Genomic DNA, 14,655 nt, shown 5'->3' with positions numbered 1-14,655 from the left:
AGGATCATGCGCGCGCTACCTCTTCTGTCGCTGCTGATTGGCAGCTGCATGACTGTGCCGGCATTGGCAGCAAACTCCTCGCCCCAGGCGAGCGAGTGGCTTAACAAGCTGGCACAAGCCGAGCAAAAGCAGAGTTATCAGGGCTCGTTCGTCTACGAACGCAACGGTAGCTTTTCTTCCCACGATATCTGGCACAGGGTCGAGGACGGCAAGGTCAGCGAGCGGCTGCTGCAGCTCGATGGCGCCGCCCAGGAAATCCTGCGCGTGGATGGCAAGGTGGAGTGCGTCAGTGGGGCTTTGGTCAGCGGTGTGACTACCCCTGCGGATGCTGCTCAGCGTGTGCTTGATCCACTGAAACTGATGGGCTGGTACGATTTGAGCGTGGCGGGCAAGTCACGGGTCGCCGGGCGCGATGCCGTGATCGTGACGCTCACGCCCCGCGACCAGCACCGCTATGCCTTCGAACTGCACCTGGACCGCAACACTGGCCTGCCGCTTCGCTCGTTGATGCTCAACGACAAAGGGCAGTTGCTGGAGCGCTTCCAGATGACTCGCCTCGATACCACCAAGCCGCCCAGTGACGATGACCTGCGCCCCAGTGCTTCCTGCAAGCCGGTGCAGCATGTCGCCCCTGCCAGCAATGACAGTGTCGCCGGCTGGCGCTCGGACTGGCTCCCGCCAGGGTTCGAGCTGGTCAACAGCTCGGTAAGGCGTGACCCCAAGCGTGACAGCACGGTCAGTAGCCTGATGTACGACGATGGCCTGGCGCGCTTCTCGGTGTTTCTTGAGCCCGTGAAGGACGATGCCGGGACCGATGTGCGTACCCAGCTTGGCCCGACCTCGGCGGTTTCGCGGCGCCTGAACACGCCCAAGGGCAAGGTGATCGTCACCGTGGTCGGCGAAATTCCGCTGGGTACGGCAGAACGCGTCGCATTGTCGATGCGCCCACAGGATGCCCAGGCGCGCCAGTAATGGTGCGCTTTTGCGGGCAATGCCGAGGCGAACGGATATACGCCTGAAATGAAATTAAAGCATTGTCATTTGCAATCTACTGGCAAATTTTCTATAGGTCAGGCTTCTTGGAGCCTGGCCTTTCCTGCTTTGTGCAGGGGCCTTTCTAAACTACCGCTCGTTGTGACGGGAGTCGTATGTCAACACCACGCTTGAAATCCTACCTATCGATGTTCGCCGCCGTGCTGATGCTTGGCCAGGTGCTCACCGCCCAGGCCGAGGAAGCCCTGCCCGACTTCACCACGCTGGTAGAGCAGGCCTCGCCGGCAGTGGTCAACATCAGTACCAAGCAGAAGCTGCCGGACCGTCGCGTTGCCGCTGGGCAGATGCCGGACCTGGAAGGCCTGCCGCCGATGTTCCGCGAATTCTTCGAGCGCAACATGCCGCAGCAGCCGCGCTCGCCGCGTGGCGACCGCCAGCGTGAGGCGCAATCGCTGGGTTCGGGCTTCATCATTTCCAGCGATGGTTACGTGCTGACCAACAACCACGTAGTGGCCGATGCCGACGAAATCATCGTCCGCCTGTCGGACCGCAGCGAGCTGCAGGCCAAACTGGTCGGCACCGACCCGCGTACCGACGTGGCCCTCCTCAAGGTCGAAGGCAAGAACCTGCCGATCGTGAAACTGGGTGATTCCGAGAAGCTCAAGGTGGGCGAGTGGGTGCTGGCCATCGGTTCGCCGTTCGGCTTCGACCATTCGGTGACCAAAGGTATCGTCAGCGCCAAGGGCCGCACGCTGCCTAACGAAACCTATGTGCCGTTCATCCAGACCGACGTGGCCATCAACCCGGGTAACTCGGGCGGTCCGCTGTTCAACATGAAGGGCGAAGTGGTGGGTATCAACTCGCAGATCTTCACCCGTTCTGGTGGCTTCATGGGCCTGTCGTTCGCCATCCCGATCGATGTGGCGATCGATGTGTCCAACCAGTTGAAGAAAGACGGCAAGGTCAGCCGCGGCTGGCTGGGCGTGGTGATTCAGGAGGTCAACAAGGACCTGGCCGAATCCTTCGGCCTGGACAAACCGGCAGGTGCGCTGGTGGCCCAGGTACTGGAAAACGGCCCGGCAGCCAAAGGTGGCCTGCAGGTGGGTGACGTGATCCTGAGCATGAACGGCCAGCCGATCGTCATGTCGGCCGACCTGCCGCACCTGGTCGGGAGCCTCAAGGACGGCGAAAAAGCCAAGCTGGAGATCATCCGCAACGGCAAGCGCCAGACCCTGGATGTGGGGGTCGGCGCGATGCCGGATGACGATGCCGACATCGGTGCCGGTGCCGAAGGCAGCGCCGAGCGTAGCAGCAACCGCCTGGGCGTTTCGGTGGCCGACCTGACCGCCGAGCAGAAAAAGTCCCTTGAACTCAAGGGTGGCGTGGTTATCAAGGAAGTGCAGGATGGCCCGGCAGCGATGATCGGCCTGCGCCCGGGTGACGTCATCAGCCACCTGAACAACCAGGCCATCGGTTCGGCCAAGGAATTCACCGAAATCGCCAAGGAACTGCCGAAGAATCGCTCGGTGTCCATGCGCGTGCTGCGTCAGGGGCGTGCCAGCTTCATCACCTTCAAGCTCGCTGAATAAGCGGTTTTGCAGGCAGGGAAGGGCAGCTACGGCTGCCCTTTTTCATGAAAATTCACAATTGCGGGCGCCAAAGCGCGGTACAGCCCGATAGAGGAATCTCCCATATCCCTGCTGCTTGAGGTACAATTCCCGGCTATTTTTCGGCGGGCGTCCCGGCTCGCAGCCTTTTCGAGTGTTGACCCGTGAGTGATTTGAGTCATATCCGCAATTTCTCCATCATCGCCCACATCGACCATGGCAAGTCGACGCTGGCCGACCGTTTCATCCAGATGTGCGGTGGCCTGTCGGCGCGCGAAATGGAAGCCCAGGTGCTTGATTCGATGGACCTGGAGCGCGAACGCGGGATTACCATCAAAGCCCACAGCGTCACGCTTCACTACAAGGCGCAAGACGGCAAGACCTACCAGCTGAACTTCATCGACACCCCCGGCCACGTCGACTTCACCTACGAAGTCTCGCGCTCGCTGGCGGCCTGTGAAGGGGCACTGCTGGTGGTGGACGCCGGTCAGGGCGTTGAAGCCCAGTCCGTGGCCAACTGCTATACCGCCATCGAGCAGGGCCTGGAAGTCATGCCGGTCCTGAACAAGATGGACCTGCCCCAGGCCGACCCGGACCGCGTCAAGGATGAGATCGAGAAGATCATCGGCATCGACGCCACTGACGCCGTGGCCTGTAGCGCCAAGAGCGGCATGGGCGTGGACGAGGTGCTCGAGCGCCTGGTGCAAACCATCCCGGCGCCTGTAGGCGAAATCGACGCGCCCCTGCAGGCGCTGATCATCGACTCCTGGTTCGACAACTACCTGGGCGTGGTCTCGCTGGTGCGTGTGCGCCAGGGCCGCGTCAAGAAGGGCGACAAGATTCTGGTCAAGTCCACCGGCAAGGTGCACCTGGTCGACAGCGTGGGCGTGTTCACCCCGAAACACACCCAGACCGCTGATCTGAAAGCCGGCGAAGTAGGCTTCATCATCGCCAGCATCAAAGACATTCACGGTGCGCCGGTGGGTGACACCCTGACCTTGAACACGACCCCCGAGGTCGAAGTGCTGGCGGGCTTCAAGAAAATCCAGCCACAGGTTTACGCCGGCCTGTTCCCGGTCAGCTCCGACGACTTCGAAGACTTCCGCGACGCCTTGCAGAAGCTCACCCTGAACGACTCGTCGCTGCAGTACATGCCGGAAAGCTCCGACGCCCTGGGCTTTGGCTTCCGTTGCGGTTTCCTCGGCATGCTGCACATGGAGATCATCCAGGAGCGCCTGGAGCGCGAATACGACCTGGACCTGATCACCACCGCACCTAGCGTGATCTACGAGCTCGAGCTCAAGACCGGCGAAACCATCATCGTCGATAACCCGTCAAGACTGCCGGATGTCTCGGCTGTGACCGACTTCCGCGAGCCGATCGTCACCGCGACCATCCTGGTACCGCAGGAACACCTGGGTAACGTCATTACCCTGTGCATCGAGAAGCGTGGCGTGCAGCGTGACATGCAGTTCCTCGGCAGCCAGGTGCAGGTGCGTTACGACATGCCGATGAACGAAGTGGTCCTGGACTTCTTCGACCGTCTCAAGTCCACCAGCCGCGGCTATGCTTCGCTGGATTATCATTTCGATCGCTACCAGTCGGCCAACCTGGTCAAACTGGACGTACTGATCAACGGCGACAAGGTCGATGCCCTGGCATTGATCGTGCACCGCGACAACGCGGCCTACAAAGGCCGTGCGTTGACCGAGAAGATGAAGGAACTGATCCCTCGGCAGATGTTCGACGTGGCGATCCAGGCAGCCATTGGCGGCCAGATCATTGCGCGGACAACCGTCAAGGCGCTCAGAAAGAACGTACTGGCCAAGTGCTACGGTGGTGACGTCAGCCGTAAGAAGAAACTGCTGGAGAAGCAGAAGGCCGGTAAGAAACGCATGAAACAGGTAGGCAACGTGGAAATTCCACAAGAAGCCTTCCTCGCCGTGCTCAGGTTGGATAGCTAGGTCCTATGTCGCTAAATTTCCCGCTGTTGCTAGTCATCGCCGTCTTCGTCTGCGGTCTGCTGGGCTTGATCGACCTGCTGTTCCTGGCCCCGCGCCGGCGTTCGGCTATCGCCAACTATCAGGGCAGCGTCAGCCAGCCCGAGATGGCCGTTGTCGAGCGCCTGAACAAGGAACCGTTGCTGGTCGAGTACGGCAAATCGTTCTTTCCGGTGCTGTTCATCGTGCTGGTGCTGCGTTCATTCCTGGTCGAGCCGTTCCAGATCCCTTCGGGGTCGATGAAACCGACCCTGGAAGTGGGCGATTTCATCCTGGTGAACAAGTTCTCGTACGGTATTCGCCTGCCGGTGATCGACAAGAAGGTCATCGAGGTGGGTGACCCGCAACGCGGTGATGTAATGGTGTTCCGCTATCCGAGCGACCCGAACGTCAATTACATCAAGCGAGTGGTCGGCCTGCCGGGCGATCAGATCCGCTATACCAACGACAAGCGGTTGTTCGTCAACGGCCAGCCGATTGCCGAACAACTGGTGGGCACCGAGCCGGGCACCTTGGGCAGCGCCGAGCTGTACAAGGAAAAGCTCGGCGAGGCCGAACACCTGATCCGCAAGGAAATGAGCCGTTATCGCATGCCGCCGGACCAGCAGTGGACCGTGCCGGCAGGCCATTACTTCATGATGGGCGACAACCGCGACAACTCCAATGACAGCCGTTACTGGGATGATCCGAACATCCCCAAGGAACTGCACGGCATGGTTCCGGACCGGAACATCGTCGGCAAGGCCTTTGCGGTGTGGATGAGCTGGCCAGAGCCCAAGCTCAGCCACCTGCCCAACCTGTCGCGGGTCGGCCTGATCCATTGATACCCATCGGCGCTGTCCAGCAGACAGCGCCGAATGCATTTCTGACATAGGCTGTGTTCTCAGGGATCGGGAGATTCGTCGCATACGGCGGCGGGCCACAGCCAAACAGTCTTTCAGGATGTTGATTTGAACAACGCGTTGAACATCAAGCGGGTGGTTGCATGAGTGCCTCCCTTGCCCATCTGGAGCGAAAGCTCGGTTATACCTTCAAGAATCAGGATCAGATGGTCCTGGCGCTGACCCATCGCAGCTACGCCGGGCGCAATAACGAGCGCCTGGAGTTTCTCGGTGACGCCATTCTCAACTTCGTGGCCGGCGAAGCGCTGTTCGAGCGCTTCCCGCAGGCCCGCGAAGGCCAGCTGTCGCGCCTGCGCGCGCGCTTGGTCAAGGGCGAGACCCTGGCCCGCCTGGCCCGTGGTTTTGACCTGGGCGAATACCTGCGCCTGGGTTCGGGTGAGCTCAAAAGTGGCGGTTTCCGTCGCGAGTCGATCCTGGCCGACGCCCTGGAGGCACTGATTGGTGCCATCTACCTGGACGCCGACATGGACACGGCCCGGGAGCGCGTCCTGGCCTGGCTGGCCGACGAGTTCGAAGGCCTGACCCTGGTCGACACCAACAAGGACCCGAAAACCCGCCTGCAAGAATTCCTGCAATCGCGCAGCTGTGAGCTGCCGCGTTACGAAGTAGTGGATATCCAGGGTGAACCGCACTGCCGTACGTTCTTCGTCGAATGCGAAGTCGTGCTGCTGAACAACAAGAGTCGTGGTCAGGGCGTTAGCCGGCGTATTGCCGAGCAAGTCGCTGCCGCGTCTGCACTGATCGCCCTGGGCGTGGAGAATGGCAATGACTGATAACAACCCGACTCGCTGCGGCTACGTGGCCATCGTCGGCCGCCCCAACGTGGGCAAGTCGACCTTGCTCAACCACATCCTGGGCCAGAAGCTGGCGATCACGTCGCGCAAGCCGCAGACCACCCGCCACAACATGCTCGGTATCAAGACCGAAGGTGATGTGCAGGCGATCTACGTCGACACCCCCGGTATGCACAAGGCCAACGACAAAGCCTTGAACCGCTACATGAACCGCAACGCCTCGGCAGCCCTGAAGGACGTCGACGTGGTGATCTTCGTGGTCGACCGCACCAAGTGGACCGACGAGGACCAACTGGTGCTGGAGCGCGTGCAGTACGTGACCGGCCCGCTGATCATCGCGGTCAACAAAACCGACCGCATGGAAGAGAAGGCCGAGCTGATCCCGCACCTGCAGTGGCTGCAGGAGCAACTGCCAAACGCCGAAGTCATGCCGATTTCTGCGCAGCAGGGGCACAACCTCGAAGCGCTGGAAGCACAGATCGCCAAGCACCTGCCCGAGAACGATCACTTCTTCCCGGAAGACCAGATCACCGACCGCAGCAGCCGCTTCCTGGCCGCCGAACTGGTGCGCGAGAAGATCATGCGCCAACTGGGTGCTGAGCTTCCGTACCAGATCACCGTGGAAATTGAAGAATTCAAGCAGCAGGGCCATGTGCTGCATATTCACGCGCTGATCCTGGTCGAGCGCGACGGCCAGAAAAAAATCATCATTGGCGACAAGGGCGAGCGCATCAAGCGCATCGGTTCCGAGGCGCGCAAGGACATGGAAGTGCTGTTCGACTCCAAGGTCATGCTCAACCTGTGGGTCAAGGTGAAAGGCGGCTGGTCCGACGACGAGCGCGCCCTGCGCTCGCTGGGCTACGGCGACCTGTAAAACTACCTGGCGGCTCAGGTTACTCTGTGGGAGCGGGTTTACCCGCGAATGCGTCAGTGGGGCCACCACCGCATTCGCGGGTAAACCCGCTCCCACAGTTGTTTGGGGCTTCTCGAGATTGTTTATGGAACAACCAGTCGGCCAACCCGCCTACGTGCTGCACAGCCGTGCCTACAAGGAAACCAGCGCGCTGGTGGACTTCTTCACGCCGCAGGGCCGCATGCGCGCCGTACTGCGGCGTGCGCGTGGCAAGGGCGGCAGCCTGGTACGGCCGTTCGTGCCGCTTGAGGTGGAGCTGCGCGGGCGTGGCGAGCTGAAGAATGTCGGGCGGATGGACAGCGCCGGCATCGCCGCCTGGCTGCACGGCGATGCCCTGTTCAGCGGGTTGTACCTCAATGAACTGCTCATGCGCCTGCTGCCCGCCGAAGCGCCGTTCCCGGCCCTGTTCGAGCACTACGCCCTTACCCTGCAGGCCTTGGCCGCCGGGCGCCCACTGGAGCCGCTGCTGCGCTCGTTCGAATGGCGGCTGCTGGACGAACTCGGTTATGCGTTCTCCTTGAACCATGACGTCAACGACCAACCCATCGCGGCCGACGGCCTATATCGCTTGCGTGTGGATGCCGGCCTGGAGCGGGTCGAACTGGTGCAACCCGGCCTGTTCCGCGGCATCGAACTGTTGGCCCTGGCCGACGCCGACTGGGACACCCCAGGCGCTTTGCTCGCGGCCAAGCGTCTGATGCGCCAGGCACTGGCGGTTCACTTGGGCGCAAAACCGTTGGTCAGCCGGGAACTGTTTCGCAAGCGCTGATCACGACGTATGCTGTGGGGCTCAACCTTCAGGAGAGCCTTTCGTGACTCACAGCAACCGCATGCTTCTCGGCGTAAACATCGACCACGTGGCGACCCTGCGCCAAGCCCGGGGCACGCGTTACCCTGACCCTGTCAAGGCTGCCCTGGACGCCGAGGAAGCGGGCGCCGATGGCATCACCGTGCACCTGCGCGAAGACCGTCGGCACATCCAGGAACGCGACGTGGTGCTGCTCAAGGATGTGCTGCAGACGCGCATGAACTTCGAAATGGGCGTCACCGAAGAGATGATGGCTTTTGCCGAAAAGATCCGCCCGGCGCACATCTGCCTGGTGCCTGAAACCCGTCAGGAACTGACCACCGAGGGTGGCCTGGACGTGGCGGGGCAGGAGGCTCGGATCAAGGCAGCAGTGGAGCGGCTGGCCCGCACCGGTGCCGAAGTGTCGTTGTTCATCGATGCTGACGAGCGTCAGATCGAGGCTTCGCGCCGGGTGGGTGCGCCAGCCATCGAGCTGCACACCGGGCGTTACGCCGATGCCGAAACCCCGACCGAAGTGGCCGAGGAGTTGCAGCGTATTGTTGATGGCGTGGTGTTTGGCGTGGGGCAGGGGCTGATCGTCAATGCTGGCCACGGGCTGCATTATCACAACGTCGAAGCGGTGGCGGCGATCAAGGGCATCAATGAACTGAACATTGGCCATGCGCTGGTGGCACATGCCTTGTTCGTTGGCTTCAAGGCTGCTGTGGCTGAGATGAAAGCACTGATCGTGGCGGCTTCGCGCTGATTGATTGCTCGCCTGTCCCGGCCTCTTCGCGGGCTTGCCCGCTCCCACAGGTACCCCACAGGCCTTGAGGTTTGTGTAATCCCTGTGGGAGCGGGCAAGCCCGCGAAAGGGTCGGGTCAGGCAGCCAACTACTCGGCAGGAAACACCAGGGTGAAGCGGGTAGGCCCCAAAGGGCTGCTGTTCACTTCGACCCGCCCGCCATGCAGTTGCATGATCGACCTCACGATCGCCAACCCCAACCCGGTGCCGCCCTCCAGCCGCGAGCGCCCCGAGCCCACCCGGTAAAACCGTTCGAACAAGCGCGACTGGTGTTCTGTTGCAATGCCAGGCCCCTGGTTATCCACCGAAAGCCATACTTCGCTGCCAGAACGTTCAATCCTCAGATCGACGCGCTCACCCTCAGGGCTGTGCCGGATGGCATTGCTCAACAGGTTCGACAATGCCCGCTGAAACATCAGCCGATCACCCAATGCCGTCCCCCAGCCCTGCACACGCAGCTCCACCGCTTTCAGCTCGGCACTGAAGGCAAACAGCTCGACAACCCGCGCTGCTTCGTCAGCCAGCGCCAAGGGTTTCAATGCAACCTGCGTTTGCGGCTGGCTGACCTGGGCGAGGAACAGCATGTCATTGATGATGCGGTTGAGCCGGGTCAGCTCCTCAATACTGTCTTCCAGCACTTCCCGGTAGTTGGCATTGTCCCGCTCACGGGCCAGGGTCACCTGCGCCTTGCCCATCAGGTTGCTCAACGGGGTGCGCAGTTCATGGGCCAGGTCGTCGGAGAACTGCGACAACTGGCTCACGCCCTGATCGAGACGGTCGAGCATCACGTTGATGCTGCTGGCCAGTTCCGCCAGTTCTTGCGGCAGGCCGGTAGCTGGCAGGCGATGCTGCAGGTCCTGGGCCGACACTTGCCCGGCAATGCGCCGGAAGCGCCGCAGCGGTTTCAGGCCGCGCTGCATCAGCCACCAGGCGCCTGCCCCAATCAGTACCAGCAGCAGTGGCAAGGCGAGCATGGTCGAATGCAGGTAGGCCTGCAGCAGGGCGTTGTCGTCGGCGCGGTTGAGCGACATCATCACCTTCACCGGCGTGTTGTCGCGCAGGCGCATCAGCCGGGTCACCGTGAGGATCTGGTTGCCGCTGCTGTCGCGCCATGCGTGAAAGGCCAGGCGGGCATCGGTGTGCAACTCGCTCACCCGCGACTCCAGGGCCGGGCCCAGGCTGAGCAGGTGCGGGTGGCGGCCGTCCAGGGCCAGTACGCTGAGGCTGAGGTTGTCATGCCCCATCACCAGGTCGAGCAGTGGATGGGCGCGGCTGCCCAGGTCCTCGCTGCGCAGATCGACGCGCAGATTGTGCTCGACCTGCAGCATCTTGCGCGCCAGATCCTTGCGTGCGCGGCTGTCCAGCTCGTGATCCAGGGCGAACACGGCCAGGCAGGCCAGCAGCAGCACCAGTGCGGCGCCCATCAGTGTCACACTCAGGCCCAGGCGCAGCGACAGGCTGGCGTTTTTCAAACGCGGGCCTCCATTACATAGCCTACGCCGCGCAGGGTATGGATCAGCTTGTTGTCGAAAGGGTCGTCGATCTTCGCCCGCAGGCGACGGATCGACACCTCGACCACGTTGGTGTCGCAGTCGAAATTCATGTCCCATACCAACGAGATGATCTGGGTGCGCGAAAGCACTTCACCGGTCTGGCGCATCAGCAGGTGCAGCAGGGCGAACTCCTTGGCGGTCAGGTCGATACGCTGCCCGGCGCGGTAGGCGCGGTGGCGGCCTGGGTCCAGCTCCAGGTCGGCGACGCGCAGGGTGCTGGGCTGCAGTTGCTGGTCGTTGCGGCGCAGCAGGCTGCGGATGCGGGCCAGCAGTTCAGGGAACTCGAAGGGCTTGAGCAGGTAGTCGTCGGCACCCAGGTCCAGGCCTTTGACCCGGTCGGCCAGGCGGCCGTGGGCGGTCAGCATCATGATGCGCGTGGCCGACTCGGCGCGCAGCCGCTGCAGCACGGTCCAGCCATCGAGTTCTGGCAGGTTGACGTCGAGGATGACCAGGTCATAAGGCTGCTGGCGGGCCAGGTGCAGGCCGTCGGTGCCGGTGTGGGCGCAGTCGACCAGGTAGCCGTTTTCGCGCAGGCCCTGTTGCAGGTAATCGGCGGTACGCAGTTCGTCCTCGATGATCAGTAGGCGCATGGGGAGCTCGGTGTGATGAAAGGGGGCGATTCTCGACCCTGTAGTGACATCAGGGTCAAGGAGCCGAATGTTACGGCATGCTTATGGGGCTGCGGCGCAGATAACGGATTTGTAATCCTGGTGTTATCTGGCTGTCTGTTCTGGCGCTTTCGCGGGTAAACCCGCTCCCACAGATACGACAAAGCGTTGAGATTTGTGCGCATCCTGTAGGAGCAGCCTTGTGCTGCGAAGAGGCCCTGACAGGCAACACAAGGCCACATTGCAGGACTGTAATCCCCGCCTCACCTTGCTGTTAGCTGCGCCTCGCTAGGATGGCCCTGTCTGATCGGTTATCACGAGGCAACCACGATGAACCTGACCAAATACCTGCTGTTGGCCACACTTGCCCTGGGCAGTGCCAGTGTTTATGCCGAGGGCGGCGCGGAGCGCTCGAAGCAGTTCTGGCAAGCATTCCGCGAAGACCAGCAGCGCCTGCACGGCGACAAGCAACAGGCCGTTGCAGAACGTGAGCGCAAAGCGCAGGAGAAGGCCCGCGAGGTGGCCAAGGACTGAAGTAACAGCACCTGCGACGCGACAGCTCCTCGCCGCAGGTGTATTCAGGCGCCCAGCCGGGCGCCTTTTTTATTTGCGCGCCAGCAGGGTGGCGCGGCGTGGGGCCGGGAGGCCTTCGATGGTCTTGCTGTGGTCGTTCGGGTCGAGGAAGTCGCCCAGCGACTGGTAGCGCATCCACTCGGTGCTGCGCTGCTCCTCGATGCTGGTCACGCTCACATCGACGCAACGCACATCGCTGAAGCCTGCACGGCGCAACCAGCGCGCCAGGGCCGGTACCGACGGCAGGTACCAGACGTTGCGCATCTGTGCGTAGCGGTCCTCAGGTACCAGCACCTGGTTTTCGTCGCCCTCGATCACCAGGGTTTCCAGAACCAGCTCGCCCCCTTTGACCAGGCAGTCCTTGAGCGCCAGCAGATGCTCGATGGGGGAACGGCGGTGATAGAACACGCCCATGGAAAACACCGTGTCGAAGCCTTCCAGGTTGGCAGGCAGCTCTTCAAGGGCGAAGGGCAGGTGCCAGGCCGGCAGCTCCGGCAGGTACTGCTGCACGGCCTGGAACTGGCAGAAGAACAGCCAGTTGGGGTCGACACCGATCACCATGTCGGCGCCGGCGCCGAGCATGCGCCACTGGTAGTAGCCGTTGCCACAGCCGACGTCGAGCACGCGTTTGCCCTTGAGGTCCAGGTGCGGGCCTACCCGCGACCATTTCCAGTCCGAATGCCATTCGGTGTCTACGTGTACGCCAAACAGATCGAAAGGCCCTTTTCGCCAGGGCGACAGGCCCATCAGTGCCTGGCGCATCTGCGCGCGGGTTGCGTCGTCGCAATCGCAGTCCAGGCGCAGCCCGTTGACCAGGTCGATTTCACTGGGTTGCAGTGCAGGCAGGGCATCGAGCGCACCGCGCCAGCGGTCGAGGTCACCGTGGCCTTTCTCCAGCTTGGCTTCCAGTTGCGCTTGCAGGCCTTGCGACCAGGAAGCCAGGGGCGTGCCCGCCAGGCGGCGGACGAGGGGGGACAGATCGATCATGGCAGGGCTATCAACGAGGCGAAGTTAAGGCATTGGAACCAGGGCACCACTTTGGAGAAGCCGGCGGCGCGCAGGCGTTCCTGATGGGCTTCTAGCGTATCGGGGCGCATCACGTTTTCGATGGCGCTGCGCTTCTGGGCGATTTCCAGTTCGCTGTAGCCATTGGCCCGCTTGAAATCCAGGTGCAGTTCATTGAGCAGGTCCTGCGCTTGCTCATCGGCGAAGCGCAGCTTCTCCGAAAGGATCAGCGCACCCCCCGGCAGCAGTGCCTGGCGGATGCGCGCCAGCAATTCCAGACGTTGGTCGGGAGCGATGAATTGCAGGGTGAAGTTCATCGCCACCACCGAGGCGGGCTCGAAGGGCAGGGCAAGGATATCGCCTTCCAACACTTGCACCGGCAGTAGCTCCTGGAACATCGAGTCCTGGGCGGTGAGGTACTGGCGGCAGCGCTCGACCATCGCCGCAGAGTTGTCCACCGCGATCACCCGGCAACCGTCACTGCGCACGTGGCGGCGCAGCGACTGGGTGACTGCACCCAGCGACGCGCCCAGGTCGTACAGCGCGGTGTGCGGCTGGGCGAAGCGGGCGGCCAGCACGCCGAGGTTTTCGACGATGGTTGGGTAACCGGGTACCGAGCGCTTGATCATGTCCGGGAACACGCGCACCACGTCTTCGTTGAAGACGAAGTCGGGCACCTGCTCCAGGGGTTGGGAGAAAAGGCGGTCGGGTTGTTTGCTCACGGCAGGCTCGATACAGGGTGAAACGGGGGCGCATTTTATCCAAAGGCCACGCATCTTGCCATGGCAATGCTTCAGGGTCGGAGCGTTCATGCCGGAAGCAGTGAACTTTCCCACAAGTTTAAGTTATCCCGGCGAATGTATTCAGTGTAGGACGGGTGGGCACTTCAACTGCCTTTACTTTATTGGATTCATGGGTTGAAAGATGAATAGCGCAACTGCGAAGGAAGAACTATCCGTAGACGAGCTGGACCCGGTGTCCAGGGTGAAAATGTTGCCAGAGCGCTACTTTTCATTCATAGAAAGCCGGCTGGGCGGCGCTCAGCAAATTGGCAGTTTGCTGACGGCTGATAATTTGAAAGTCATCAAGCAGTACGTCAATACCGTAAACCATTTACCCCGCTCGCTGGTAGAAATCGAGCGGGAGGTCGATTATGCCGCCCTGGGTATTGAGGCGTCGATGGTCTACGACCTTTATGTGGCGCTGCACCGGCATGCCTATGAATGGGACATACTGGAACGCAGCATCAAGCAGTTGGGGCCTGAAATTGAATTGTTCGCCGACAGCCTGGTACAGCGTGGCAGTAGCCTGTTGGAAAACCTTGAGAACAGCGACGTTTTCATGGCGATCAAGAAACGCAAGGCCGAGCAGGGCGACGATGTTTATACCGCAGAGCTGAGTGAAGAAGAGCAAGCGCAGATCGCCAGTGTGCTGACACTCGGCATTTCCGAGCTGGTCAGGGGGATCGAAGCCACCCGGCGGCGTATCGATGAGGTCGACGCCCGCGCCAACTGGTTCAACAATGAAATCAAGCGTGAGCTCAAACCGCGCATGGGACGCTTGTTAAAGCACTTCGAAGAGAAGGTTTCCCATGAGGAAACCTTGGAAAAACGCAGGCAGCTCGACCAGTGGGACGAGCAGATCGACCAGTTGAAGTCCGAGTACGATGCCAATGTGGGTTATGCGTTCACCGGTATCTTGCTGGGGCCGATTGGCCTGGTGATAACCGGCGGTGTGTTCGGTCACAAGGCAGAAAACATCAGGGCCACGAAGAATGTGCTGATTGAAAGGCGCGACGAGCTGGCGCGTGCGCTGGGCAAGTTGGCGCCTGCCTTGAACGACTTCGAGCGCGTTTCGACGTTGGTCAGAGACTTGCAGTTCAGGTGCAAGGACCTCTCGGCGGCGACCAAGCGGTTGGCCGATGTGTGGTTGTTCCTCGCCTCATATGCCAATAACTCTGTCAATGAAGCCAAAGAGCTGAGCACGATCTCCCAGCTTGAATCCTTTGTTCATGATTTTTCAGAGGTTATCAAACCGTGGACAAAGATAGGCAGTATCTGCCACCTGCTGTCCGAGTTATTCAATGAGCTGATTGAAGAGTATGAGGAAGCCTGA

The 14,655-nt window shown here is 61.4% G+C and carries 14 protein-coding genes; 10 read left to right on the top strand and 4 right to left on the bottom strand.

The features are described from left to right. Positions 1–6 precede the first annotated feature (6 nt). The 8 genes from AK81_RS06590 to pdxJ all read left to right on the top strand — a co-directional run bounded on the left by AK81_RS06590 (position 7) and on the right by pdxJ (position 8,762). Entirely contained in the window at positions 7–972 is a 966-nt protein-coding gene (locus AK81_RS06590; RefSeq protein ID WP_043197676.1) for a MucB/RseB C-terminal domain-containing protein, read from the top strand. 209 nt (positions 973–1,181) lie between these two features. Continuing rightward, on the top strand, positions 1,182–2,582 hold the full coding sequence (locus tag AK81_RS06585) for a DegQ family serine endoprotease (protein ID WP_430297841.1): 1,401 nt from the start codon (positions 1,182–1,184) through the stop codon (positions 2,580–2,582). Positions 2,583–2,764: 182 nt separating this feature from the next. Further along, on the top strand, positions 2,765–4,564 hold the full coding sequence (gene lepA / locus AK81_RS06580) for a translation elongation factor 4 (protein WP_043197673.1): 1,800 nt from the start codon (positions 2,765–2,767) through the stop codon (positions 4,562–4,564). Between the two features lie 5 nt (positions 4,565–4,569). Continuing rightward, a complete protein-coding gene (lepB, locus tag AK81_RS06575) occupies positions 4,570–5,424 on the top strand; it encodes a signal peptidase I (protein ID WP_043197672.1) in 855 nt (284 codons plus the stop codon). 161 nt (positions 5,425–5,585) lie between these two features. Continuing rightward, complete coding sequence (gene rnc, locus AK81_RS06570; RefSeq protein ID WP_043197671.1) at positions 5,586–6,275, top strand: ribonuclease III; 690 nt, start codon at positions 5,586–5,588, stop codon at positions 6,273–6,275. Continuing rightward, on the top strand, positions 6,268–7,170 hold the full coding sequence (era, locus tag AK81_RS06565; protein ID WP_016498176.1) for a GTPase Era: 903 nt from the start codon (positions 6,268–6,270) through the stop codon (positions 7,168–7,170). The genes rnc and era overlap by 8 nt, the downstream gene beginning before the upstream one ends. Positions 7,171–7,294: 124 nt before the next feature. Beyond that, positions 7,295–7,978 carry a DNA repair protein RecO gene (recO, locus tag AK81_RS06560; RefSeq protein WP_043197670.1) on the top strand — a complete coding sequence of 228 codons (684 nt, stop codon included), beginning with the start codon at positions 7,295–7,297 and terminating at the stop codon, positions 7,976–7,978. A gap of 61 nt (positions 7,979–8,039) precedes the next feature. Next, entirely contained in the window at positions 8,040–8,762 is a 723-nt protein-coding gene (gene pdxJ, locus AK81_RS06555; protein ID WP_430297839.1) for a pyridoxine 5'-phosphate synthase, read from the top strand. Positions 8,763–8,890: 128 nt separating this feature from the next. Here the strand turns inward: pdxJ and AK81_RS06550 are convergent, their stop codons facing one another. Continuing rightward, entirely contained in the window at positions 8,891–10,273 is a 1,383-nt protein-coding gene (locus tag AK81_RS06550; protein ID WP_043197667.1) for a heavy metal sensor histidine kinase, read from the bottom strand. Continuing rightward, positions 10,270–10,944 (bottom strand): heavy metal response regulator transcription factor, encoded by a 675-nt coding sequence (locus AK81_RS06545; protein WP_043197666.1) that lies wholly within the window; start codon positions 10,942–10,944, stop codon positions 10,270–10,272. Before AK81_RS06545 ends, AK81_RS06550 begins: the two co-directional genes overlap by 4 nt. Positions 10,945–11,292: 348 nt before the next feature. On the opposite strand from AK81_RS06545, the gene AK81_RS06540 reads away from it, so the two are divergent. Continuing rightward, positions 11,293–11,496 (top strand): hypothetical protein, encoded by a 204-nt coding sequence (locus AK81_RS06540; protein WP_003252072.1) that lies wholly within the window; start codon positions 11,293–11,295, stop codon positions 11,494–11,496. Positions 11,497–11,565: 69 nt separating this feature from the next. Here the strand turns inward: AK81_RS06540 and cmoB are convergent, their stop codons facing one another. Both cmoB and cmoA read right to left on the bottom strand, forming a co-directional pair. Further along, a complete protein-coding gene (cmoB, locus tag AK81_RS06535) occupies positions 11,566–12,522 on the bottom strand; it encodes a tRNA 5-methoxyuridine(34)/uridine 5-oxyacetic acid(34) synthase CmoB (RefSeq protein ID WP_043197664.1) in 957 nt (318 codons plus the stop codon). Further along, entirely contained in the window at positions 12,519–13,262 is a 744-nt protein-coding gene (gene cmoA, locus AK81_RS06530; protein WP_043197663.1) for a carboxy-S-adenosyl-L-methionine synthase CmoA, read from the bottom strand. The genes cmoB and cmoA overlap by 4 nt, the downstream gene beginning before the upstream one ends. 202 nt (positions 13,263–13,464) lie before the next feature. On the opposite strand from cmoA, the gene AK81_RS06525 reads away from it, so the two are divergent. Then, positions 13,465–14,655: an alpha-xenorhabdolysin family binary toxin subunit A gene (locus AK81_RS06525; RefSeq protein WP_043197662.1), complete on the top strand. Its 1,191-nt coding sequence runs from the start codon at positions 13,465–13,467 to the stop codon at positions 14,653–14,655.

The organism is Pseudomonas putida W15Oct28 (assembly GCF_000708715.2).
Taxonomy (GTDB): domain Bacteria; phylum Pseudomonadota; class Gammaproteobacteria; order Pseudomonadales; family Pseudomonadaceae; genus Aquipseudomonas; species Aquipseudomonas putida_R.
Note: the sequence above shows the minus strand (reverse complement) of the source record. Positions and strands in the feature narration are given on the sequence as shown.

Coding starts and splice junctions, on each gene's coding strand:
- pdxJ (WP_430297839.1), top strand. CDS start 8,040: ATGCTTCTCGGCGTAAACATCGACCACGTGGCGACCCTGCGCCAAGCC.
- AK81_RS06545 (WP_043197666.1), bottom strand. CDS start 10,944: ATGCGCCTACTGATCATCGAGGACGAACTGCGTACCGCCGATTACCTG.
- era (WP_016498176.1), top strand. CDS start 6,268: ATGACTGATAACAACCCGACTCGCTGCGGCTACGTGGCCATCGTCGGC.
- AK81_RS06540 (WP_003252072.1), top strand. CDS start 11,293: ATGAACCTGACCAAATACCTGCTGTTGGCCACACTTGCCCTGGGCAGT.
- AK81_RS06525 (WP_043197662.1), top strand. CDS start 13,465: ATGAATAGCGCAACTGCGAAGGAAGAACTATCCGTAGACGAGCTGGAC.
- rnc (WP_043197671.1), top strand. CDS start 5,586: ATGAGTGCCTCCCTTGCCCATCTGGAGCGAAAGCTCGGTTATACCTTC.
- recO (WP_043197670.1), top strand. CDS start 7,295: ATGGAACAACCAGTCGGCCAACCCGCCTACGTGCTGCACAGCCGTGCC.
- cmoB (WP_043197664.1), bottom strand. CDS start 12,522: ATGATCGATCTGTCCCCCCTCGTCCGCCGCCTGGCGGGCACGCCCCTG.
- lepB (WP_043197672.1), top strand. CDS start 4,570: ATGTCGCTAAATTTCCCGCTGTTGCTAGTCATCGCCGTCTTCGTCTGC.
- AK81_RS06590 (WP_043197676.1), top strand. CDS start 7: ATGCGCGCGCTACCTCTTCTGTCGCTGCTGATTGGCAGCTGCATGACT.
- AK81_RS06585 (WP_430297841.1), top strand. CDS start 1,182: ATGTTCGCCGCCGTGCTGATGCTTGGCCAGGTGCTCACCGCCCAGGCC.